Below are 24,689 nucleotides of genomic sequence, written 5' to 3'. Positions count from 1 at the left end.
GTAAAAAGCCTCAGGCGGCCAGGTCACTGTTATCTGTCCGCGGCTGCTGGGGGGCCGGGGCCGGTGCGGGTCTGCCCGCAACACCCAGCCCGCGGAAGCTCTCTTTAGCCCGAACGCGCAGGCTTCGGGGTCGCCGTACGCCGGCGATCTGTTTGATGGCGTGGGCGATATAGACACTGCCACCGGGCAGATTATGATCGGCCGCCCACTCATCTATCCGCCCCACCAGCTGTCGCCAGCGGCCCTGTCCCCTTTGCGATGGTTCACCTGCTTTACCGACACTACCCGCTTTAGCGTATCGTCCCGCCAGCGGTATGGGAAACAGATGTTGTGCGCTTTCCAGTTCGCAGTCCAGCAGGCGCAGCCAATCTGTCAAGCGATGGAGGCTCACGGGGCGATGCCGTTCCCTGTTCCAGAGACTGCTCTTGCGCATACCACGGGTGTACTGCAGAGCCCCCAGCAGGCTGTAGGGATTAAAACCCACAACAATAAGATGTCCATGGGGCCGCAGCACGCGCTGCATTTCCCGCAGACTCCCATGGGGATGTTCGTCAAATTCCAGGGCGTGAAATGCGACGACCGTATCAACGCTGTCACTCTCCAGCGGTAGCTCATCGCCGTGACAGTACAGCGACGCACGGCGGTCAGCGCCGTCTGCCTGAATAGCGCTGCTTGCCTGAATAGCGCCGCTTGCCTGAATAGCGCCGCTTGCAAAGATATGGTGGTTTATGGGGCTATCTGCGATTAGGCTGCGATGGGCTAGCGGCCCAATCTGCAGAATGTGATAACCAAACGACAGGGCAAGCACAGGCTCCAGACGCTGGACAATGGCGCTGCAAAGCTCCTCGCCAGAATCTCTGGCGTACCAGGATTCCAGAGCTCGGGAAATCTCGATAGACTGCATGTTCGCGACGCTCTTCACGGTGATGAGAGTAGCCAGTGTGTTGCCTGCATGCAACGCCTGACTACGGTTATACCGGAGGAAGTCCTTCCAATACGTTTTTTACGACGAGAGTTTTACATGTCCAGCATCATCGCCATCCCGGCGTTTAGTGATAACTATATCTGGCTTCTCCCTAACGGCGATGGCAGCGCACTGGTAGTGGATCCCGGGGACGCAGCTCCTGTGGAAGCGGCGCTGCAGGAGCAGGGACTGACACTGGACGGCATTCTCATCACGCATCACCACTTTGACCATGTGGGTGGCTTGAAAGCCCTGAAAGAAAAGCACGCCTGTGTCGTCTATGGCCCGGTCAACCCAGCCATCGAGGGAATCGACAGGGAGCTCGGCTCCGGTGACCGCGTGACTGTGGGTGATTACCACTTCGAGGTCATCAGCGTGCCGGGACACACCCTCGACCACATTGCGTATTTCCAGGCGGGTGATGTGCCGCTGTTGTTCTGCGGTGACACGCTCTTTGCCGGCGGTTGCGGACGAATTTTTGAAGGCACGCCGGCGATGATGCACGAGTCGCTGAGTCGTCTGGCGGCTCTACCGGCAGACACGGCGGTCTTTTGCGCTCATGAGTACACCCTCGCGAACCTCACCTTTGCCCGGGCCGCTGATCCGGACAATGAGGAACTCAAGGCCCGGGAGACCAGGGCCAAGGCTCTTCGAAGTGAAGGTATGCCCACGATACCCTCCACCATCAGCCTCGAAAAAGCAACAAACCCCTTTCTGCGCAGTGCTGAATCAGGCCTGGCCGAGGGCCTGGAGGCAGCGGGACGCGACCCCGGTGCCACCCCTGTTGAGTGCTTTGCAGAGCTGCGCGCATGGAAGGATCAGTTCTGAAAATCGTGATGTTCCGCCTTGCCGTCATTGCGGTCGTGCTTTTTCTTGGCGCTTGTAGCACCCAGAACAACAAGTCTTCGCAGGCAGGTGCATCGGTAACACCGGCAGCGGAGCTGCTGCCGCCGTCCAAAGCATCTACCCTAGAAGACCCGCCGGGGCCGCCGGTGGATCTGTGGGACAGAGTCCGCCGCCAACTCAGCATGCATACGCTGCACAATGCCCGCATCGGCTCAGCGCGGGAGTATTACCTCAAGCAGTCCCGTTACTTTGATCTTCTCGGACCTCGGGCAGAACGCTATCTTTTCTATCTGGTCGAGGCGGTAGAAGCCAGAGAGATGCCCATCGAAATCGCCATGCTTCCGCTGGTGGAAAGCGCGCTGAACCCCTTTGCCATTTCCAACCAGAAGGCTGCAGGGCTTTGGCAGATCATGCCCGGCACTGCGGATTATCTGGGCATGCGAAGAGACTGGTGGTTTGATGGCCGTCTGGATATTCGCGACTCCACCAAGCATGCTCTGGATTATCTGGAATCCCTGAATGACGATTTTGACGGTGACTGGCTTCTGACCCTGGCGGCCTACAATTCCGGTAAAGGACGGGTGCAGCGCGCTATCCGGCGCAATAAAAGCAGGGGCATGGCAAGCGATTACTGGTCCCTGGAGCTTCCCCGGGAGACCCGCCGCTATGTGCCGCGTCTGATTGCACTCAGTACAATCATTGCCTTCAGCGAGGCATTGGAAGTCGCGTTACCTGAGGTTCCCAACGCGCCCGCGTTTGCCGCCATTGCCACCGGCGGACAGATTGAAATGCTGCGCGCTGCAGAACTTTCGGGCCTGGATCTGTTGGAACTGCGCAGCTTCAATCCGGGGCAGCTTCGCTGGGCCACCGCACCCCAGGGCACCGGGGAGATTCTTGTCCCTGTCGCCGTCGCCGAACCCCTTGCGCGCTCACTCTCAGCGCTGCCGGATTCCGAGCGCGTCACCTGGCAGCACTACCGAATTCGCCGTGGGGACAGTCTGATCCGCATTGCAAAGACTTTTGACACGCAGGTGGGCCTCCTGCGGGAAGTGAACAATCTCAAGAGCAATCTCATCCGCGCGGGCGACACGCTTATGATTCCCGACAGTGCCGCCTGGCAGGCCAGTCTCGCCCTGGCGCAAGGTGGCAGCACCGGCGTGAAGCGCGGCTACAAAGTGCGCCGGGGAGACTCTCTCTACGAAATAGCCGCACGCTTTGATGTCACTATCGACGACATCATCAGCTGGAACGACCTAGACCCCGGCCGCTACCTGCAGCCCGGACAATCCCTTACCCTTTATCTTGGCGGCGGCTGAGCGTTCAACTCTTGCCTCTTATGAGGTGTTCTTGTGGATATTGAAAAAAGTAGCGTATAGCGTCGGTACGACCGTGAGAGTTAATACGGACGCAAACCCTAGTCCCGCCATGATGGTTACTGACATGTTGACGAAAAAGACGTCTGACAATAGAGGTATCAGACCTAAAATCGTTGTGCCGGATGCCAACACTACCGGCCTCGCCCGGGACACGGCGGAGTCCAGAATCGCCTCATAGGGATCATTGCCGTCAGCAATCTGCTGGTCGATTTCTTCGATGAGCACGATGGCATTTTTGATCAACAGTCCGATAAGCGACAGTGCTCCCAGCAGTGACATAAAGTCAAAAGCCCCGTTTGTTGCCAGCAGTCCGGCACTGACACCTACAATGGCCAGGGGAACGGTAAGCCAGATGATTAGCGGCTGTCGGAGCTTTCCGAAGAGGACAATGCTGGTGAGTATCATGAGTAAAATGCCCACCGGCAGGGAGCGCCCAAGGCCCTCCTGGGCATTGGCATTGTCTTCGTACTCGCCGCCCCAGGACAGATCGTATCCCGGAGGCAGCTCTATCGCCTCTAGCTGAGGACGGAGCCGCTCAAATAGCGGCGTCGCCAGCTCCCCCCGGGGATTACAGGAGGCGATGATGGTTTTCATGCGGTTTCGGCTGCGCAGCACAGCGTTTTCGTAATCTGTGCGATATCCGGAAATGACTGCGGTGGCTGGCACAGTCCGCCCCAGAACCGCACTCCAGATCTGTACATCGCGCACGGAATTCACATCGCCGCGTTCATTCTCCGTCGCGCGCATTCTCAGGGGCAGCACCCGGTTACCGTCGCGATAGCTGCCGGCAGGCAAACCGTCGAAGGCAGACTTCATGGCATCACCCAACTCTTCTCTGCTGATACCCAGCTGGCGCCCTACCTGTTCATTGAACACAGGCGTGACCAGCTTTACGGGCGAACGCCAGTCATTGCGAATATCCACGGCTTCGGCGTCACTACGCATAATGGCTTCAGCCTGCTCTGAAAGCTGTCGCAGAACCGTGGCATCGGGCCCCGAAAAGCGAGCCTCTATTTTGGCATCGCGGCCAGGCCCGATTCGCAGTGATTTCACGATGGGGTCGATCCAAGGACTTTCGCTACGCAGCTTTTCTGCCACCAGTTCCTGCAGCGCCGTGACCTGCTCGGGCTTTTCCGTGCGTACGATGATCTGACTATAAACGGATGTGGGTTCCCGCGCGTCATAGACGAGTGTGAAGCGCTGGTGGGCGCCGCCGATCACCGCGGTTGTTTGCAGCACTCCCGGCTGCTCGCGCAGAAAGTTTGACACCTCAAGCGTGTCATCCCGGGTCTTGCGGATATCTGTGCCTTCAGGCTCATAGATATCAACAAAAAACAGTGGAGTACTGGAGGCCGGGAAAAAGCCACTTTTCACCTGGCCGAAACCCACAACACCCAGCGCAAACAGCACTGCTACCAGTACCAGGGTAAACCACCGGTGATTCACGGCGAGCGCGACCAGGTTTCGATACGCGCCGAACAATTTACCCCCATAGGGATTTTTTTCCTGATCGAGGCCACCCGGTTTTAACAATAGCGAGCACAGCAGTGGCGTCGTGCTTACCGCCGTAATCCAGCTCAACGACAAAGAGATAAGAATGACGTAGAACAGCGAACCGGCGAATTCCCCGGTGTTGTCCGGCGATAGCCCGATGGCCGAAAAGGCCAGAATACCGATGGCTGTTCCGCCGAGGAGAGCCCAGATTGTTTTACCCACGGCTTCCGTGGCCGCCTCTATCGCCTTCATGCCGGATTGCATACGCACCTGCATGCCTTCCGCAACGACGATGGCATTATCCACCAGCATGCCCAGAGCGATGACCAGCGCCCCCAGAGAGATGCGTTGAAGCTCGATACCGAAGAGATACATCAAAAGAAGTGTCCCGGACACGGTAATCAGCAAAACAGAGCCGATAATCAGACCCGAGCGCAAGCCCATGAACAGCAGCAGCACTGCGATGACAATAACCACGGCCTGGGCCACACTTATGACAAATCCGCTTACGGATTCTTCCACCTCTGCGGGCTGATCGTAGACCGCCTCCAGCGACATGCCCACGGGAATGAGCGTCTGCAGGTCATCGATACGGTCCTGGAGTCGCTTACCGACTTCCACGACGTTCTGCCCCTTGGCCATACTGATACCTACACTGAGCGCCGGCTGCCCATTGTGGTAATACAGCTTTATTGGCACTTCCTGGTAAGCGCGGGTAATCGTGGCTATATCTTTGAGAGCCACCAGGTCGCGATTTCGCGAGGAGATAAGTACGTTCCCGATCTCCTGCACCGAATCGAACTCCCCGGTGGGTTTGATCCGCAGATAGTCGTCGCCCACACGCACATTACCTGCATCCACCACGGAGTTTTGCGACCCCAGAACTCCGGCGATAGTCGCGGGATCAATCCCCAGTTCCGCCAGTCTTACGCGGGACATATCGAGGTACACGACTTCCTGCTGCTCCCCATCAATGGACACCTTGCGAACGCCCTTGACGAGTACCAGCTCCCGTTTGATGTCATCTGCGACATCGTAGAGATCGCGCCAGCTGTAGCCCTCTCCGGTGATCATGAGATAAACGCCGTAAACATCTCCAAAATCATCGATGACGACAGGTGCCCGGGCACCCGGGGGCAGCTTGGGTCTTACATCGGTGATTTTACGGCGCAGCTCGTCAAACACGTTAGGGAGTTCATCGGCACCGTACTCATCCTTGAACTCGATGGTGATATCCGAGAGGCCGGGCCGGGACACAGACATCTTCAGTCGCTTAAGCTGGGGTAGTTTCTGGATCGCATCCTCAAGGTGATAGGTCACCTCATCGTAAACTTCCTTTGCTGAGGCCCCCGGATACTGGGTGATGATTTTTGCCATTTTGATGGTGAAAGCTGGATCTTCCAGCTTGCCCATCTTCTGAAAACCATAAATACCACCCGCCACCATTATCACGATCACAAGCCAGGAGATCACTGGCGTGCGAACGGAGTAAGCGCCGATGCTCATAGCTGAGAGCTATCCCGGTCAGTTTTTTCTCGGGGGACCGCCTGCTCGCCCCCGGGCATCCGCGTTACGCGCATGCCCTCGGAAAGATAGCTGGCACCGATAGCGACAATCTCTTCGCCGCCCGATAAACCGGAAAGCACTTCGATCATGTCACCGGACATACGCCCCGTTTCTACGCTGACGCTGTTGACCTCCATGCGGTCGGAGTCGAGTACAAAAACCCTTGGCAAGAGTTTGGCATCGGCTTGAACTGCTCTTGCGGGCACCCAGGTAACCGCTTCGCTGGACAGCACATTGCTGAAGTCGATTTCTACCTGCGCAGTCATGCCCGGGAGCACCGTGAACTCGTCCGGCTGTCGCATCTTGAAGGTGACCGGGTAGGTCTGCGTGTCAGGATCCGCGCGGGTGGCTACTTCGTGGACTTCAAGGCCGTAGCTGGTGTCCGGACGATTGTCGAAGGAGGCCACGGCCAGCACCTTAGCCCCGCTCGCCTTCTCAACGGAGTCGTTGGAAAGCTCGTCTTCGCCTCCGGTGGTTACTGAACGGATGACCGACTCCGGCAGGGCTATGATCACGTAGAGCTGCTCCGTATCCTGCAGATAGACGATGCTCTGCTTGGCTCTCACCTCTTCAAAATTATCCACATAGCGGCGGGCAATGCGGCCCTTGAAAGGTGCACGGAGAGTTGCGTAGCTAAGTTCTGCCTCGGCCTGGGCTAGCGCTGCCCGTGCTGATCTGAAATCCGCTTCCATGCGGTCATAATCCAATTGAGAAATACTCCCTGATCCAATGAGCTCACCTGCCCGCCGAAAGTTTCGCTCTGCATTTTCAAAGGTCGCCCGTCGGTCTTCCAGGGCATTTTCAAAGTCCGTAGCATCCAGCTGGGCCACGATCTCCCGGGGCTCTACCACCTGTCCCTCGCGCACAGGCAGTGCCTCGAGCCTTCCTGCCACTCTAAAAGATAATTCCGCCTGTTTTGCAGCCTCAATAACAGCCGGGAACTGCCGGACCTCCGCTCCCAGTCCCTGGTCGACTTTAAAGATCTTCACAGGACGGGAGCGCACACGCTCCTCCCCAGGAGGGGGTTCAGAGCACCCCACGACCGTGACTAGCAACAGTGCCGCGGCGATCCAAAGCGCAGATTTGGAAGCAGCGATTCTTTTTGCCCCTCGATTACGGGGCGGCACGGGAGTAGCGTTCATGCGGGGAGCACTCGTCTCTGGGAGTATTTTGATTATAAGAGTCGCAGTGACCTACTGACCAGCGGTCGGGGGGCGCCACTCGGCGCGGCGTCCCAGCGCGGGAAAATACAGGGCGCAGCGAACGGGCCCACCAAACCGCGCGGTAAGCGCCTCAAAGTAGCGTGCCAGCTGCTCCCCATAGGTCTCCAGCTGCGCGGTCAAAAAATGCTCTTCGTCCTGCCCGGGGCCCGGCACCGCAGTTTTATAATCTATTACCCAGCGCTCACCGGTAGCTTCATCCAAAAAGCTGTAATCGAGAATGAGCTGCTGCGCCCCCGCCTCGCTCGCAACCGTGACGGGTAGCTCCGCCAACCGCTCCGATCGCTCGGCTGACAGCGTCCAGCGGGCCCAGGAGTCCGTCAACAGCTGATTCAGCATAGACTCGCCCTCACTAAGGAGCTGTGGCAATGTCTGCCCGTCAGACCCTGCTTCAATTAATGAAACCCTCAGCAGCTCCCGGAGCCGCTCGTCGCAGCCCTCGGGAAGATCCTGTCGATAAACCAGGGCCTCAAGGCAGCGGTGAACTGCGGTGCCGAAGGCCCGTGCGAGATAGTTGTCGGAGAGCTCCAAGGGCGCCGCCGGCGCGTTTGGCGAAACAGCGGCAACGTCGGGAAGTTCTCGCAGTCGTCGATAGCCGACGGTTGTCTCATCGACCGGGTCTTCATTCAGAGACACATGGGTGACGCGGGACTGGGTCTCGATGGTGGGCCAGATCACACTCAGGAGTGATCCGGAACCCGGGGGCGAATAACTCTCCTTTGCCTCACTCCAGGACAGCGTAGCTCCCAGCCACAGATAGTCTGCCGCGCGGGTGCAACCCACGTAAAAAAGCCTTGCCGCCTCAAAGTCACGTTTTTGTTTGGCCTGTGCTTTCAGATAATCGTAGAGGCGTGGATTTCCACCTCCCCCGGCGGTATCCCGAATATCGAGTAAAAAACTGGGCGGCGCGCCCGGCAAAACAAATTCATCCCACAGCAGCAGCTCCTTGTCCTGGCCCCCGGTGCTCTTTCCCAGCGCAGGAATAAACACCCAATCGAATTCCAGTCCCTTGGCTTTGTGCATGGTCATTACCTCGACCTTACAGCGCTCATCGCCCGGCGAGGCGTAAAGCGCCTCCACCGCCGTGGCCAGGCTCCGTCCGTTAAGCGGAGTCTGCTCCACTTCCAGCGTTTCGAGGCACTGCAAAAAACGTTCGGCATCGCGAACATCGGCATCGCTCCCAAGGCTGGATGCACCTCTAAGAAGCAGCCAACACTCTTCTACCCAAACTCGCAGGGCGAGACGGTCCCGGTAGTGATCGGCCCAGGCCAGAAGTTTTTGCAACTGTCCCAGCCGCTCCTGTGCGGGTCCGGACAGGCGCTGAAATGCGTTATCCCTGGCGATATCTCTGGTCCACAAGTCGGCCGCAGTAGGACAGGCAGCCGTCATCCTTAGCAGGTCGGCGTTCACCAGAGCGATGGCCGGCGTGCGCAGCAGGCTCAACCAGGCAAAGCGGTCAAAGCGATCGCAAAGAACGGTCGTGAGTGTTAGCAGGTCGCGGATAAAGGGACGCTGGGAAAGTGTGTCCAGGTCTCTGGCGGCGACATCGATGTTGCGCTCGCGCAGCGCCGCCAGTACGGGCCTGAGCTGGGTCCGGGAGCGACCCAATACCGCGATACTTTCTACGTCATCTCGTGCGACACCCTCCGCAAGCTTGTCGCAAAGCGCATCGATTTCTGCTCTCTGCCCGCCATCGCCGGTAAAAAATGCGAACTCCGGCGCCAGATCAGAAGCTCTTGCCGCGCTGGCCTTGCGAAATTGCACAGCACCGAGCTGTGCATCATCGTCCTGCGGGAACCCGCTCTGAAAATGCTCGTTGGTCCACTCTACCAGCCCCCCCTGGCTCCGAAAGTTCACACTCAAATCCAGAGGCGTTAAAACAAGGTCCCCTACGCCTTCGTTCCTGGCGCGGATGAAAAGTCCCACGTTGGCTTCCCGAAAACCGTAGATGGACTGCATGGCATCGCCCACCAGGAGCAGCGTTCGCGACGCCCGGGGGTTCGCCATGTTGTGCTCCTGCCAACCCCGGGTCAGGCGGCGGATTAGCTCAAACTGAACCGACGAGGTGTCCTGGAACTCATCAACCAGCAAATGTTCGATGCTGTGATCCAGACGCAGCGCGAGGTCCGTCGGCGCATCATCCGTGCCCAGCGCGTCCAACGCCGCCATGGCGATCTGCGCATGGTCCACCTCGCCTTTTTGCTGAAACGTCAGCAAAAGTTCAGCGCCCAGTCTCGGCAAAAGACGGGTGACCGCCACCAACACATCCCAATGGGCTGGCTCATCGTTGATATCCGGTAACAGCAGCACCTGCCGCAGTTCCCCCAGAAGAGCGCCATCCGCCTCTTCCCGCAGTGCAGCCAGCAGCGCCAGCATCTGCTCCTTTGCCACCGCCGGTTCACCCTTGCCCGCGGGGAATCCGTTTTTTACATTGACGGTTTTTCGCCACTCGCCCTTGCCGGTCAGGAGCAACTCCGCCACAGCGCGCCACGCGGTGAGTTCGTTACTGCCACTGGTAAACAGCACACCCTCTTTGAGGTTTTGCTCCCGGTAGTCCATGAGCGCGACAAGCTGTTGCATATAGGGTTCAAAACGCGCATCGAGGAGCTCCAGCCGGTAATGCACGAGGGACTCTGTGATCTCTAAAACGCTTTGCTGATCGTCACTATGCAGGCCGGAGCCGCCAAACACCGGCTGCCATTGCTCCCGCCGCTGAAGTAGCTTGGATAACAGCTCCAGTGCGCTATCCCAGTTGTTGTCGAGGTGCAGCAGCAGCGTCTCTATATCTCGCGCTTGACCGTCTTGCCGTCGTCTAAGCTCCCGGTGCAAAAAACTTTCGATGGCCTCGCGATACAGCGGTCGACTGTCATCGGTCGCCGTCACGGGGCCCCCGCACCCACTGAGCACCGGCATCTGCCGGGTGAGATAGCCGCAAAAGCTATCGATGGTCTGAATCCGCAAGCGGGAGGGGTTGTCGAGTAAATCCCATCCACGGCGGTAATCATGTTCCGCTACAGCCGTTGCCGCGGATACGAGCGCTTTCTCGTGGGGATTGCTTGCCATCACTCCCTGTGCGGCGCCCTGCAATTCGCCGACCACGCGAGAACGCATTTCTGCGGCCGCCTTGCGCGTGAAGGTGATAGCCACCACGCTTTCGGGTTCATTCACGCGGGCTAGTAACCCGAGGAAACGCTGCACCAGAAGTGAGGTTTTGCCCGAGCCCGCCGGTGCGCTGACGCAAACGGACAAACCGGTGTCCACTGCCCGCTGGCGTGATGCGTTGTCGACGGGTGTCATTGGAGTTCCTCCCCCAGTCGACACAGGGAAAAACGCTGACAGTGCCGGCAGGCCTCTGTCGTGGGGTCAACGGCACTGATTCCCTCAACAAATTCCTGAGCCAGTGCTGCCAGCGCCTCATGCCAGTGCGCGCGAAGTACTTCCATACTGTCGGTTGCTGCGTTTTGCGTATCCTGTTTGTCGTCACCCTCACCCGAGTGTTCAAGATGTTCCTGAGCACCCGTGATACCAGGCTCGAAACGTCGCTTAGCAATCCCCTTGAAGCCTTCTATGCCAGGCTTGAGAGACGCATAGGCAATGCCCGAGGCAAAGGGTTCAAGCAGCGCATAAAGGGGTAACTGAGGGCGTGTCGGACGATCTCCAAGCCACTGACTGACACTCCCCGGCGAGCCGCTTTTATAGTCAACGATGAGCGAGCTACCGTCGCTTAGCTCATCAACCCTGTCGAGACGCAGTCGCAGCCGTAGACCGGCCAGATGGTGTTCCCGGGCCTGTTCTCGCGCGACAACGGTGAAGCGCTCATCACGCCCCCGTTCCACCGCCAACCAGCGCAGCAAGACGTGCCTCAGGCGCTGTCGTTCAAGATCCAACAACGCGCCGCCCAGTATATCCAAACGCGCTTTATCGATGCCCTGGAGCGCGAAGTCTGTCGCCGCCTCAATGATAGCGTCAAGCTCGAACTCATCGATGTTCTCGAGGCGCTCACTGTCCTTGATCTCTCCCCAAAGCTGGTAAAGGGCACGGTGGAGCAGAGTCCCCCGCTCCGAAGCCAATAATCCCGCCACCGGCGCCGGCAGCGGTGTGGCAGCGAGTCGCGTTGCAGCGAAGGCCTGAAAGGGGCAGCCGGACTGTTGTTCCAGAACGCTGGCACCAACGCCCCGGGACACCCGTTCATCGTCGCTCACAGGAACAGCGTCCAGCTCGACCGCATCAAAAGTTGCCTCTGCCTGTTGCTTGAGCCATCGACCATCAAGCCATCCCTCCTCTTCTTCGGCGATCTCAGGACTGTCAGTCAGCAACGGACTTGGCAGCACCTCGCTGCCGTCGACCTGGCTCACATAGCTGACTTGAATCGACCTTGAACCCTGTAGCCACTGAGTCCAGCGGTCGCTTGCCCAGCGCCGCTCCCAGACAGCATCAGCGTGAGGCATGCCTCTTTGTCGCTGAAGACCGTGGGGCAAATAGGGGTTGGGCTGCGCTGCAGCGGGCCAGCGATCAGCGCTCATGCCGGTAATCCATAGCGCATCAAACTGCAGTCCTGTGGTCTCAAGGGGCCCCAGCACCTGAATAGCCTGGTCCTCTGTCCTCGGTTGAAACTGCTGCTCTCCCAAAAGTTCCCTCAGGCTCTGTATAGCCTCCGCGAAGCTGATATCGGCTACCACATGATCCCGTGCGGCGAAGGCATCGAGAGATTCTTGCCACTGCACCGCCTGCTGGTACTCCAAAGAATCCAGCGCCGCGCCATGGGGCCATCCCCAGGCCTCAAGTATTGCTTTGAACGGTTCCAGCCACTGCGATGGTGGTCGTGAGCGCTTCTGCCATGCGCCATTGGTTGAGCGTTGCAATACCAGGTCCCAGGGCGCGGGACTGACGCTTCTGTCGAAGAGTTCTTCGAGGACGCCGTGAAGCACTCGCTGAGGGACTTTCTCCCGGGCGAGTTCGCGAAGCCGGCGCACGGATCTTTCGAGCTGTTCAGCGCGCAACTGCAGAGGCGCAACAAAGCGCGACTGCAGCAGGGCGATAACACTCTCCACCATCACTTCAGGAAGATTGAGTTCGAGAATTCGCAGGGCGTCGCGAATCAGAGGTACGCGGTCCAAACGAAAGCCTGTGGCAAAATTGACCGGCAGGCTGGCGTAGTTCTGCGTGAGGCAGTCGAATTCCTGGCGAAGAAAGAACTCCAACCGGTCCCGATCATTATGCATATCCGAAAGCACGACGGCATAGCGGCCAGTGGGGTCCCGAAGATACTGCTCGCGACACCAGCGGGCCGCGGTTTGAAGCTCGGCGCGGGGCTCACAGAAACTGCGCAGGGGCAGAACGCGCCCTTCCCGGCGAGGGGTTGCGATCCGATGGTATGTCGTCGCGGCGGCACAAAGGGCATGATGCAACGGCGGCAGGTCATCGTCACCTAACAAAGCGACCGCCTGATCCATGGCAGCGGGACAACAAAGAAGCTGTTCCAGAGCCTGCTCCGCTGTGATCGCATTCATGTTCCTGAGCTCATTACGAAAGGTGTTTTCCCAGCGGAGAAAAGTCCGGGAATCCTCATCGAAAGCAAACAACTGGCGGGTATTCGCATCGCCGGGATCAATGCGCCATAGCGCCAGACGTTCGCTCGCTTCCTGACACAACGCCGCAGCGCGCGCAGGACTGAGGAGCGAAAAAGCCCCCTCACTGTCTTCATCAATGACCCGTCGCCACAGAAGTCGCTGAGCGGCGCTGTCGAGAAGTGTTTGCGGAGCCAGCAAACCTCGGGTCACGGCAAAGCGCCATCGCTCAATCCAGTACTGACGGAGCGGTAGCACGGTACTGCTGGGCCACACGGTGTCACCTGCCGCCAGGCGCTGAAGGGCTTCAGCCTCACGGATAGCACGACTGAGACGGCGATTCGGCGTCAGTATCGCAACACCCTTTTCGAGCAGGCCCGCAATACTGTCCATATCCTGAAAAAGTGGGCGGAGACTCATGGAAGGCGCCTCGGGCTGACAAATAAGGCCGCTCCCGTCATGAATATTCACGCCTGATCACAGTCCCGTACATCTACTCATTGCTCCGCCTCTGCATTACACTGCCGCGCTTTCGCTATTCCGCTACGCGCAGACCCGCACTCTAGCAGGACCGTTTTCATGAGCAACAACGTTCACAACATCAATGTCGCCTCACAGGACATATTGCCCACGCCGGCTGACCTAAAACGCCTTGTGCCCTTGACAGAGCCCCTGGAGCGCGGTGTAACCGCCAGCCGTCAGTGTGTTTTTGACATTCTTGATCGTAAAGATCCGCGGCTGCTGGTGGTCGTGGGTCCCTGCTCTATCCATGACACCCGCGCGGCCATGGAATACGCCGAGCGACTCCATGCTCTGGCCGCGGAATTAGACGACACGCTGTTTATCGTGATGCGCGCCTATTTCGAAAAGCCAAGGACCACGGTGGGTTGGAAGGGACTGATTAACGATCCCTATCTCGATGATTCCTTTCGTATCGAAGAAGGCCTGACCATCGCACGGAAGCTCCTTACCGATGTGGTCACTCTGGGACTTCCCGTGTCTACCGAAGCGCTGGACCCGATTTCGCCGCAGTATCTGCAGGACCTTATTTCCTGGTCCGCAATTGGCGCGCGAACCACGGAGTCGCAGACGCACCGGGAAATGGCCAGTGGGCTTTCTTCCGCAGTGGGCTTCAAAAATGGTACCGACGGCGGCTTGACCGTTGCTGTGAATGCCCTGGGGGCTGCGTCGCAGTCACACCGGTTTCTGGGAATCAACAGCCAGGGGCAGGTATCGGTCTTCACCACTCGGGGTAACCCCTACGGGCATGTCGTGTTGCGTGGTGGCAGCACCGGACCCAACTACGACTCAGTGCATGTCACCCTGTGCGAGCAGGCGCTGGAAAAAGCTGGCATGCCACAAAACATCATGGTCGATTGCAGCCACGCGAACTCCAATAAAGATCCGGCCTTGCAGCCTCTGGTCGCTGACAATGTGGCGGATCAGATTATCGGGGGTAACAACTCCCTCATGGGACTTATGATCGAAAGCCATCTTCATGCTGGCAATCAGAGCATGGCGAGCAGTCTCAAGGATATGGAGTACGGCGTCTCCATCACCGATGGATGCATCGGCTGGGACGATACTGAAACGTGCCTGCGTTCTTTGCGCGACAAGTTAAAAGATGTGCTGCCGGAACGCCGTGTAGAGCGGTCTTAATAGAACGCGTTGCTCCGGTCAGAGTGATCGGTCATGTCCCGTACGCCTTTTAGCTGCGGCAGCTGATCAAGGAGGGTTTTCTCGACGCCGTCCTTGAGCGTCATATCCACGGCGCTGCAACCCTGACAGCCGCCACCGAAACGCAACACCGCGAACGCATCATCGGTCACCTCTACCAGTGACACCTCGCCGCCGTGAGCGGCAAGCGACGGATTGACCTCGTTGTACAGCAAATAGTTGATGCGGTCTTCGATGGGCGAGTCATCGCTTACCCGGGGCATTTTGGCGTTGGGCGCTTTGATCGTCAGTTGACCACCCATACGATCCGTCGAGTAATCCACCAGCGCATCCTCAAGAAACGGCACGCTGCGGCTATCCAACCAGGCAGTAATTTTATCGAAGGGCTGCTTTACGTCCTCATCGAGCACATCGCCTTCACGGCAATAGGCAATACAGGTTTCAGCGCGTGCGGTCCCGGGTTCGTTGATAAACACGCGCACGCCAAGGGCGTCCTCCTGTTTTCCCAGTAACTCCGCAAGGTATTCCTGTGCACTTTCTGTAATCGTCAGCATCGGCGTAATATCCACACACTTCCTGAGTAAATTAGTCAGGTATTATAGCGAGCCCCCGGTCCAGCGTCACTGTTTCACGGGAATTCATCACGTTGCTTACCTCGCGTCGTCTTTTGACGGGCCTTCTCCGGGGCTATTTCCATCCTGCTGCCCGTGCACCAATCTGCTATCATCCGGCCCCGAATTTATCGGTGTTTCAGCGGCTTTTCTGGAGCCCACGCCGACAACTGACCACCGACGGATGTTTTATAAGCGATGACCCCCTTTATTCCAGTACCCGGCCCCCTGGCGGATGCCCTCAGCGACCGTATTCTCATCATCGACGGCGCCATGGGCACGATGATTCAGGCCGAGGGGCTGGCCGAAGAGGACTATCGCGGAGAGCGCTTTGCCAGGCACGGCGGCGACTTGAAGGGTAACAATGACCTTTTATCCATCACCCGGCCGGACGTTATCGAAAAGATTCACAGCGCCTATCTGCAGGCCGGCGCGGACATCATTGAGACCAACACCTTTAACTCCACCGCCATAGCACTGGAGGACTACGGCCTGCAGGCCATTGCTCGGGAGCTTAACGAAACCTCGGCACGCATCGCCCGGAAAGCGGCAGACGACATGAGTGCCGAGACACCGGACAAGCCGCGGTTTGTAGCCGGCGTTCTCGGGCCTACACCGCGGACTGCGTCAATATCGCCCGATGTAAACGACCCCGGTGCGAGAAACATTGATTACCAGACCCTTAGCGAAGATTACGCTGAAGCCACTCACGGTCTTCTGGATGGCGGTGTCGATCTGCTCATGATCGAAACCATCTTCGACACCCTGAATGCCAAGGCAGCGATATTCGCTATTGAACAGGTGTTTGAAGAGCGCGGCGTACGCCTCCCGGTGATGCTTTCCGTCACCTTTCCGGATGTGAGCGGACGCAATCTCTCTGGTCAGAGCCCCGAGGCTTTCTGGTTTTCCATCGCCCACGCGCGCCCGTTGGTTGTAGGCAGCAACTGCGGCCGACGCTTCCAGGAAGTGAGGCCTTTCCTCGAGGAACTGTCCAAGGCTACTGATGGTTATTTCAGTGCTCACCTCAATGCCGGACTGCCCAACGCCTTTGGTGAGTACGATGAGGCGCCGGAAGCTATGGCGGCGGAATTCAAGGAATTTGCGGAGCGCGGCTTTGTTAATTTGGTTGGCGGTTGCTGTGGTACGACCCCGGCGCATGTCCGCGCTATTGCCAATGCCGTCGGCGGCATCCCTCCCCGCCCCTTACCCGATAATCCCAAGGCCTGCCAACTGAGTGGCCTGGAGCCCTTCACCTTCGCCGCGGACAGCTTGTTCGTGAACGTGGGTGAACGCTGCAACGTAACGGGATCGGCCCGCTTTAAAAGGCTGGTGTTGGCTGGCGATTACGAAACCGCGCTGGACGTGGCGCGCGCCCAGGTTGAGGACGGCGCGCAGATCATCGACGTCAACATGGACGAAGGCATGCTCGATGCCAAAGAAGCCATGGTCACCTTTTTGAATCTCATCGCATCGGAGCCGGATATCAGTCGTGTGCCGATCATGATCGACTCCTCACGCTGGGAGGTTATCGAGGCGGGATTGCGCTGCGTCCAGGGCAAGGCGGTGGTTAATTCCATCAGCCTCAAGGCCGGCGAGGAAGAGTTTCTGGAGCAGGCAGGACTCTGCCAGCGCTACGGGGCTGCCGTTGTTGTCATGGCCTTTGACGAAGACGGTCAGGCAGACACCGTCGCCCGTCGTCGCGAGATCTGTCAGCGCAGCTGGGATCTTCTGAGAGACCGCCTGGATTTTAATCCCGACGACATCATTTTTGATCCGAACATCTTTGCCATTGGAACGGGCATTGAAGCCCACAATAGCTATGCCGTGGACTTCATCGAATCGACCCGCTGGATCAAAGAAAATCTGCCCGGTGCCAAGGTTTCCGGTGGTGTGTCTAATGTCTCCTTCTCCTTTCGTGGCAACAATCCGGTCCGTGAAGCTATTCACTCGGTGTTTTTGTATCACGCGATTCGCGCAGGTATGGACATGGGGATCGTTAATGCCGGGCAGCTTGCCGTATACGACGAGCTTCCAGCGGAACTGCGCGACGCAGTGGAAGACGTGGTTCTCAACCGCCGCGATGACAGCACCGAGCGCCTGCTGGATATAGCGAGTAAGTACCACGCGGACGGACCTGCCTCGGTTCGGGTAGAGGACCTTGCCTGGCGCGATGAGCCTGTCAAAAAGCGCCTGGAATACGCGTTGGTTAAAGGCATCAACGGTTACATCGAAGAGGATGCCGAGGAGGCGCGCCAACAGGCGACCCGCCCAATCGAGGTGATCGAGGGGCCGCTCATGGACGGCATGAACGTTGTTGGTGACCTGTTTGGCCAGGGCAAAATGTTCCTGCCCCAGGTCGTAAAGAGCGCCCGCGTCATGAAGCAGGCGGTGGCTTATCTCCAACCTTATATTGAAGAAGAAAAAGCCGAGGGCAGCACTAACGGCAAGATTCTCATGGCGACGGTAAAAGGCGATGTCCACGATATCGGCAAAAACATCGTTGGCGTCGTTCTGCAGTGCAACAATTACGAGGTCATTGATCTGGGTGTGATGGTGCACTGTGAAGAAATTCTGCGCGTTGCCAAGGAAGAAAACGTCGATGTTATAGGTCTTAGCGGCCTCATCACGCCCTCCCTTGACGAGATGGTGCACGTAGCCAGTGAAATGCAGCGAACGGGGTTCTCGGTGCCGCTGATGATCGGTGGTGCAACCACCTCCAAAGCGCACACTGCGGTAAAAATAGAGCCCAATTACAGCAATGACCTGGTGGTTTACGTGCCGGACGCATCCCGCAGTGTTTCCGTTGCTTCCCAGCTGCTGGGCGAGCAAAAAGAGGGTTTTGTCATTGAGCGACGCGAGGAGTACCTGCAGGTTCGCGAGCGCATGGCCCAGCGAAAACCCAAAGCCAAGCGGCTGTCCTATGAGGAGGCTCTCGCGAACCGCGCAATCTTCGACTGGTCGTCCTACACCCCCCCGACGCCCACATTTACCGGTGTGCAGGTTTTTAAGGATATTTCTCTGGTGGATCTGGTTGAAACCATAGATTGGACGCCGTTTTTTATTACCTGGGAGCTGGCGGGCAAGTATCCGCGGATACTGAACGATGAAATTGTGGGCGAGCAGGCCCGAGAGTTATTCGCTGACGCTCAGGCGATGCTGACAAAGATTGTCGACGAGAACTGGCTGGAGGCCCGTGCCGCAGTGGGCTTTTGGCCCGCGCACAGCGACGGAGAGGACGTGGTACTCGATATTGATGGCACTGAAGAGCCCCCACGGCTCCATCATTTGCGTCAGCAGACAGAAAAAGCCAACGGCGACCCGAACTTCAGCCTCAGTGACTTTATAGCGCCGGATAATGATTACATTGGTGGCTTCTGCGTCACCACGGGTCACGGGGTTGCCGAGCGCGCTGCGGCTTTTGAGGCAGCCCATGATGATTACAGCTCCATCATGCTCAAGGCACTCGCTGACCGACTTGCAGAAGCGCTGGCTGAGCACATGCATCGGCGCGTGCGTCAGGAATTTTGGGCCTATGCCAGGGATGAAGAGCTCACCAACGAAGACCTGATCAAGGAGCGTTATCGAGGTATTCGTCCAGCGCCGGGATATCCCGCCTGTCCGGACCACACGGAAAAACGCACTTTGTTTGACTTGCTGGATGCGGAGTCCCTGTGTGGCGTGACCCTATCAGACAATTACGCCATGGATCCGGCATCGTCGGTCAGCGGCTGGTATTTCTCCCATCCCGAAGCCCGCTATTTTGCAGTAGGGAAAATTGGCGAAGACCAGTTGGAATCCATGGCTGCGAGAAAAGACAGAAAAACCGCAGAGCTGGCCCGATGGCTTGCGCCTAATCTGGACTGAGTCTTTCGAAAATCAAGGAGTAGAGATGACCATAACGAGTGATACCGGCGAAGAGACGACGCCAGAGCGACCGAAAGAAGAAGGGCATGAACATGTCCTGGCCGGGGCTCCGGGCAATCCCGACGAGAACGCCCCGGGTGATGAAGAGCATCCCACGGGTGCGTCGCTGAATTCGCTACAGGTTCTGAGCAGCGTACTGGCCGCAGGGCTCGGGGTTCAAAGCAGTAAAAATCGGGAGCGCGACTTCAAACAAGGCCGCGCGGGCACCTTTATCGTGGCGGGCCTCTTGTTCACGGCGCTGTTTATCGGAACGGTTTACACCATTGTCACTGTCGTTTTGAGCAGCCGCTAGCCGGGCATTCCGGCCAGCCAGAACGATACCGTTGTAACGACCACGGTCATAATGATCAGGGTGGCTACCGCATCTGCTTTGCCGTTTGACTTCTGGGGTCCGTTGGACGCCATCATAATATTTCCTTCTCTTGTTGCCCGTGTTGCCCGTGTTGCCCTTGCGTTACGAGCGCTCGTGCTTTTCTGTCAATTCAGGCGTCCCTTATATCTGAATGTCCGAATGTCTGACTGGACGCCCGCTCCCGGTAAATCGCAGAACATTTTACCACTTGGGGGCAGCACCCCCAAGAAAAAACATGCATACCCTTGATCCACGGCTCATCTATCGTTGATTCACCAGGCGCGCTGTTAGGAGACAACCCCAGGCTCTGAAACACAATCTAAAGCGAGCTGTAGACCGCTGCTTCCATCTCGAAAAAGAGCGCCGACGAGGCCTGATCCGCAAAGGGCAGAATCTGGCTGAGATAGGCACCACCAATACCGTTTTGGCGATCTATCCAGTAATAGCTGTTCGCCAGGCCCGCCCACATCAGGGTCCCCGCCGGTCTTCCGGTATACCCCGGCGCCTCGTTGATCTGAAAGCTCAAACCCCAGCTCTTCGGGTCGCCGGGGAAAAACTCTCCATCATTACTCACTGCCGGCACGCAGCTTTGCATGGGTAGTACACGCAGTTTACCGATCTGATTACTACACATGGTTTGCACCGTATCTGCCTGCAGAACCCGCGTTCCGTCAAGCTGACCATCGTTCAGGATCATGCGAATAAACCTGCCGTAGTCGGTCATGGTGCCCTTCAAACCACCTCCGCCCTCATCAAACTCGCGCTCATCGGATTTCTCCACGGGTAAAGGTGTCAGGGCTCCGTCAGCGGAGCGGATATGCAAATGCGCGGCGCGGGAAAACATGGCATCGTTGTAATCGAATCGGGTATCAGACATACCCAGAGGCCCCGTTAGATGCTCGGCAAAATAGTTCTCAAGACGCATACCCGAGGCTGCCTCCACGAGCTGCCCCGCCCAGTCGACTCCGATGCCGTAGCGCCATTGCGTACCCGGATCGAACATCAACGGCTGACGCAACGCCGCTTTTTGCTGTGTGCTGATATCCGGCGAACCTGTCTTCCTGAGCCACTGAAGCAGCGTCGGATCCCACATGTGATAGCTGTATCCGGAGGTATGCGTAAGAAGCTGACGGAGGGTCACCGGTGATGCCGGTGCGCGGGTTAAGGGCTCTCCATTATCGTCAAAGCCCGTGAGCACCTGGGCAGCCGCGATGTCCGGACAGACCTCCCCCGCCGGAGAGTCGAGACTCAGTGCTCTCCTTTCTACCAATTGCATTGCCGCGGCAGCGGTAAGTGCCTTGGTCATGGAGAAGATCTTACCCACCGTATCGGGCGTCATGGGGGCAGCACCACCCGCTACTCTTCCTCCAAATCCGCCTTCGTAACGCACACCCTCCCTGTCCACCACTACGGCCACCACTCCGGGCGCGGCACCCCCATCGACGCCCTCTCGTAAGATGCTATCCAGATGATCTTTCATCAACGCGTATCCTTGTTTGGAGGTTTGGGGTTTTGGGACAGGTTCGACGGTGAGCAGACTGACAAAAAAGGAACCTAGGCGCCATAACTAAATCATCCTAGCTTAGAAATAACAGAGATTGGATGGCGTCTCACAGCTTTGTTAGAGTGCGCGCTCCGCCGCCGACAGCACTGCCATGTATCAGTACGACAATCTGGATCAGACCATAGTTGACGATCGCGTCGCGCAGTTTCGCAACCAGACAGCGCGCTACCTCGACGGCGAGTTAAGCGACGCTGAGTTCCTGCCCCTGCGTCTTCAAAATGGTCTTTATGTGCAACGTTTGGCGCCCATGTTGCGAATCGCTGTGCCCTACGGACTCATTAGCAGCAAACAGCTACGGGCCATTGCCGACATTAGCCGTCGCTATGATAAGGGCTACGGACACATCAGCACCCGGCAGAACATTCAGTTGAACTGGCCCCAACTCCATGACGTGCCTGATATTCTCGCGGACCTGGCGGCGGTACAGATGCACGCTATCCAGACCAGCGGCAACTGCATCCGCAATACAACCACGGATCAATTTGCCGGGGTGGCTGCCGACGAGGTGGTTGATCCTCGCCCCTACTGCGAAATCATCCGTCAGTGGTCCACACTGCACCCTGAATTCGCCTTCCTGCCCCGTAAATTCAAGATAGCGGTAAACGGCGCTGAGGAAGATCGCGCAGCCATTCATTTTCACGATATCGGCATCGAACTTTATCGGGACGCGGCGAGCGCGGTGCGACTGAGGTTCCTGGTGGGTGGTGGATTGGGAAGAACTCCCGTAGTGGGAGCGATGATTCGCGACGATATGAACCCGGCGGACATGCTGAGTTATCTCGAGGCTATCCTGCGCGTCTACAATCTGCACGGAAGGAGGGACAACAAATACAAGGCCCGCATTAAGATTCTGGTGAAAGCCATGGGTGTAGAGGCCTTCCGGGATGCGGTCGACGCCGAGTGGGCCTCCCACCGGGGTGGGTCCAACACGCTCACTGAAAGCGCCCTCGCTGCTGTAGCGGCGCATTTCACCTCGCCCGACTACAAGGTTGCGGATGTGTCCCGGGAATCGGCTATTCTTGCAGAGGCCTGTGCGAAGGAGCCACTGTTCGCCGCCTGGGTGCAGCGCAACACCCAGGCACACAAGCAGCCTGGCTATCGTGCGGTTACCGTCACCCTGAAAGCTACGGGGCAGCCCCCCGGTGACATCAGTGCAGCTCAGATGGATGCACTCGCAAAGCTGGCTGACGCCTATTCCTTTGGTGAGATTCGCACCACCCATGAACAGAACATGGTTCTTGCCGACGTACGTGAAAGCGAACTCCGGAGCCTTTGGGAGGCACTGCAGCCTCTGGGATTGGCCGGCTCGAATGCGGGGCACATAACCGACATGATCTGCTGCCCCGGAGGGGATTTTTGTTCCCTGGCCAATGCCAAATCGCTCCCTGTCGCCCAGGCGCTTCAGGAACGCTTTGAGAGGCTGGATTATCAGTTTGATCTGGGGCCCATAGAACTGAACATCAGTGGCTGCATGAATGCCTGCGGCCATCACCACGTGGGGCATATCGGTATTCTGGGCGTGGACAAGAAAGGTCAGGAGTTCTACCAGGTGTGTATCGGAGGCTCGCAGGCCGGCAGAGCGCAGGTTGCGAAAATTCTTGGACCGTCATTCAGTCGCGCGGACCTACCCGATGCTATCGAAAAGCTCTTACAGCGCTACCTCGAGCTCCGGGAAACCGAGGAGGAGCGTTTCTTGCAGGTTTACGAACGCTGTGGTGTTGAGCCTTTCAAGGAGGCGGTTTATGGACAGGCCTGATGTGCCGGCGTCGACTATCTCTGCGCCCCCAGCGGAGGAATCCACGACCATGACCTTTGGTGAATGGCTGGATGCCGGTCATCCCCATGAAGCATGGGTCGTCGTCGCTGGGGATGATGACCTCTATGCGCACCATGCAGCCCTACTCCGCGCGCCTGGCATCTGCATACGCTTCGAGGGTTTTATGGATGGGCGGGGATTCAGCCATGCAGCGAAGCTGCGGCAACTGGGCTATGGGGGGACACTTGTCGCCGGTGGCGATGTTCTGGCGGACCAATGGGTGTATCTCCATCGTTGTGGCTTTGATGCACTGGAAAGTGATGCCACCGCGGCCAGCGCTGGGAGCCTGCCGGGTTTTTCCGAGACCTATCAGGCCGATGCACGAGAGTCTGAGCCGCTGTTTCGCCGCAAGCACAGCGCCTGAGTCGCGACTCCCCGAGGCCGTCTCGGGGGCCTGCTACAATCCTGGTCCGTTTTTAATCTAAGACCTTATGGATACTGGTTCCGTCACCTTTGCCTTTTTTCTGATCTTCAGCGGTGCTGCCGCTCTGGCGTCAGTGGCTCTCTACACCCGGCAACCGCTGATCATTGCCTATATCGCCCTCGGGGCGCTTATCGGGCCTTCGGGGTTCAGCCTGGTCACAGATCTGCAGCAGCTTTCCGATATCGGCCACATCGGAATCATTTTTCTGCTTTTTCTCCTCGGCTTGGATATGCAGCCTCAAGCTCTCTTCGCCACGATCCGAAATTCCACGGTGGTCGGACTGGTGAGCTCTGCTATTTTCTTTCTGACGTCCTGGGTGCTGGCGAGCTTTTTCTTCAGCGATTACGGCGAATCCGTGATTGTCGCCGTAGCGATGATGTTTTCTTCCACCATTATCGGCATCAAGCTTCTGCCTACCACGATCCTTCATCACAAGCACATCGGCGAAATGATGATCGGCCTGCTTTTGTTGCAGGACTTACTCGCCATCATTGTGCTGGTGCTCATCATGGCCAGCGGGAGCGCAGAGGAAGGAGAAGCTGCCTGGCATATCGCCAAGGTCCTGGTGGCCCTGCCCCTTCTTGGTCTGGCGGCCTGGGCCGTTGTACGTTATGTATTGCTACGGCTTATCCAGCGCTTCGACCGCTTTCACGAATACATTTTTTTACTGGCCATCGGCTGGTGTCTGGGCATGGCGGAAGCGGCACAACTGCTGGGGCTGTCCGCGGAGATCGGCGCTTTTGTCGCCGGCGTGAGCATTGCCACCAGCCCTATTTCGCAATACATCGCCGTTAACCTGAAACCCCTGCGCGACTTTTTCCTGATTCTATTTTTCTTCGCAGTCGGCGCGCGTTTTGATCTGGCCATGCTGGAGCAGGTGTGGCTGCCGGCGTTGTGTCTCGCGCTGCTCGTGCTCGCTATGAAGCCAGTAACGTACCGTTTGCTCCTCAAGGGCATGAGTGAACGCAGCAGTCTCGCCTGGGATTTGGGCTTTCGCCTGGGACAGGCCAGTGAGTTCTCTCTGCTCATTGCCTACATCGCCTTTGACGCGGGACTCTTGGGACTGGAGGCGTCGTTAACAATTCAGGCGACGACTATCATTACACTACTGGTGTCTTCCTACATAGTAGTGCTCAACTACCCTACCCCCATTGCTATCAGCGATCGTCTGCGCCGGGACTAGGATCCGCCCACAAAACTGCCATTAGCCAGGACAAAAAAAGCCGGCTTACGCCGGCTCTTGATTCACATTTTTGTGTAGGTACTAAATTTGCGCTTCGAGCTCCGG

The 24,689-nt window shown here is 57.8% G+C and carries 16 protein-coding genes; 8 read left to right on the top strand and 8 right to left on the bottom strand.

Annotated features, from left to right (window positions below; genetic code table 11):
• Positions 1–10: 10 nt before the first annotated feature.
• A complete protein-coding gene (locus tag ACTG3T_RS11365; protein ID WP_439102390.1) occupies positions 11–904 on the bottom strand; it encodes a class I SAM-dependent methyltransferase in 894 nt (297 codons plus the stop codon).
• 117 nt (positions 905–1,021) lie between these two features.
• On the opposite strand from ACTG3T_RS11365, the gene gloB reads away from it, so the two are divergent.
• Both gloB and ACTG3T_RS11355 read left to right on the top strand, forming a co-directional pair.
• Complete coding sequence (gene gloB, locus ACTG3T_RS11360; RefSeq protein ID WP_439102389.1) at positions 1,022–1,792, top strand: hydroxyacylglutathione hydrolase; 771 nt, start codon at positions 1,022–1,024, stop codon at positions 1,790–1,792.
• Positions 1,774–3,126, top strand: coding sequence for a LysM peptidoglycan-binding domain-containing protein (locus tag ACTG3T_RS11355; RefSeq protein WP_439102388.1), 1,353 nt, complete (start codon positions 1,774–1,776; stop codon positions 3,124–3,126). Before gloB ends, ACTG3T_RS11355 begins: the two co-directional genes overlap by 19 nt.
• 18 nt (positions 3,127–3,144) lie before the next feature.
• Here ACTG3T_RS11355 and ACTG3T_RS11350 read toward each other — a convergent pair whose 3' ends face one another.
• The 4 genes from ACTG3T_RS11350 to ACTG3T_RS11335 all read right to left on the bottom strand — a co-directional run bounded on the left by ACTG3T_RS11350 (position 3,145) and on the right by ACTG3T_RS11335 (position 13,453).
• Positions 3,145–6,186, bottom strand: coding sequence for an efflux RND transporter permease subunit (locus ACTG3T_RS11350; protein ID WP_439102387.1), 3,042 nt, complete (start codon positions 6,184–6,186; stop codon positions 3,145–3,147).
• Positions 6,183–7,286, bottom strand: coding sequence for an efflux RND transporter periplasmic adaptor subunit (locus tag ACTG3T_RS11345; protein WP_439102411.1), 1,104 nt, complete (start codon positions 7,284–7,286; stop codon positions 6,183–6,185). Before ACTG3T_RS11345 ends, ACTG3T_RS11350 begins: the two co-directional genes overlap by 4 nt.
• Positions 7,287–7,439: 153 nt before the next feature.
• Entirely contained in the window at positions 7,440–10,763 is a 3,324-nt protein-coding gene (locus ACTG3T_RS11340) for a UvrD-helicase domain-containing protein (RefSeq protein WP_439102386.1), read from the bottom strand.
• Entirely contained in the window at positions 10,760–13,453 is a 2,694-nt protein-coding gene (locus ACTG3T_RS11335; protein ID WP_439102385.1) for a PD-(D/E)XK nuclease family protein, read from the bottom strand. The genes ACTG3T_RS11340 and ACTG3T_RS11335 overlap by 4 nt, the downstream gene beginning before the upstream one ends.
• Positions 13,454–13,612: 159 nt before the next feature.
• Here ACTG3T_RS11335 and ACTG3T_RS11330 point away from each other — a divergent pair, with 159 nt between their 5' ends.
• Positions 13,613–14,692 carry a 3-deoxy-7-phosphoheptulonate synthase gene (locus ACTG3T_RS11330; protein WP_439102384.1) on the top strand — a complete coding sequence of 360 codons (1,080 nt, stop codon included), beginning with the start codon at positions 13,613–13,615 and terminating at the stop codon, positions 14,690–14,692.
• Here the strand turns inward: ACTG3T_RS11330 and nfuA are convergent.
• Positions 14,689–15,264, bottom strand: a complete 576-nt coding sequence (gene nfuA, locus ACTG3T_RS11325) for a Fe-S biogenesis protein NfuA (protein WP_439102383.1) — start codon at positions 15,262–15,264, stop codon at positions 14,689–14,691. The genes ACTG3T_RS11330 and nfuA overlap by 4 nt on opposite strands.
• Positions 15,265–15,519: 255 nt before the next feature.
• Between nfuA and metH the strand changes: the two genes are divergently transcribed.
• On the top strand, positions 15,520–19,185 hold the full coding sequence (gene metH / locus ACTG3T_RS11320) for a methionine synthase (protein ID WP_439102382.1): 3,666 nt from the start codon (positions 15,520–15,522) through the stop codon (positions 19,183–19,185).
• A 25-nt stretch (positions 19,186–19,210) separates the two neighbouring features.
• On the top strand, positions 19,211–19,537 hold the full coding sequence (locus ACTG3T_RS11315) for a DUF2970 domain-containing protein (RefSeq protein WP_439102381.1): 327 nt from the start codon (positions 19,211–19,213) through the stop codon (positions 19,535–19,537).
• Here ACTG3T_RS11315 and ACTG3T_RS11310 read toward each other — a convergent pair.
• Both ACTG3T_RS11310 and ACTG3T_RS11305 read right to left on the bottom strand, forming a co-directional pair.
• Entirely contained in the window at positions 19,534–19,653 is a 120-nt protein-coding gene (locus ACTG3T_RS11310; protein ID WP_439102380.1) for a methionine synthase, read from the bottom strand. The genes ACTG3T_RS11315 and ACTG3T_RS11310 overlap by 4 nt on opposite strands.
• Positions 19,654–19,916: 263 nt before the next feature.
• A complete protein-coding gene (locus ACTG3T_RS11305) occupies positions 19,917–21,077 on the bottom strand; it encodes a serine hydrolase domain-containing protein (RefSeq protein ID WP_439102379.1) in 1,161 nt (386 codons plus the stop codon).
• 175 nt (positions 21,078–21,252) lie between these two features.
• Between ACTG3T_RS11305 and ACTG3T_RS11300 the strand changes: the two genes are divergently transcribed.
• From ACTG3T_RS11300 to ACTG3T_RS11290, 3 genes are all read left to right on the top strand, one after another.
• Positions 21,253–22,917 (top strand): nitrite/sulfite reductase, encoded by a 1,665-nt coding sequence (locus ACTG3T_RS11300; protein ID WP_439102378.1) that lies wholly within the window; start codon positions 21,253–21,255, stop codon positions 22,915–22,917.
• Positions 22,904–23,341 carry a DUF934 domain-containing protein gene (locus tag ACTG3T_RS11295; protein WP_439102377.1) on the top strand — a complete coding sequence of 146 codons (438 nt, stop codon included), beginning with the start codon at positions 22,904–22,906 and terminating at the stop codon, positions 23,339–23,341. The genes ACTG3T_RS11300 and ACTG3T_RS11295 overlap by 14 nt, the downstream gene beginning before the upstream one ends.
• Before the next feature lie 67 nt (positions 23,342–23,408).
• Positions 23,409–24,584 (top strand): cation:proton antiporter domain-containing protein, encoded by a 1,176-nt coding sequence (locus tag ACTG3T_RS11290; protein WP_439102376.1) that lies wholly within the window; start codon positions 23,409–23,411, stop codon positions 24,582–24,584.
• The last annotated feature ends 105 nt before the right edge of the window (positions 24,585–24,689 follow it).

This window comes from Congregibacter sp., assembly GCF_965660375.1.
Taxonomy (GTDB): domain Bacteria; phylum Pseudomonadota; class Gammaproteobacteria; order Pseudomonadales; family Halieaceae; genus Congregibacter.
This window is presented reverse-complemented; position numbering and strand designations above follow the sequence as displayed.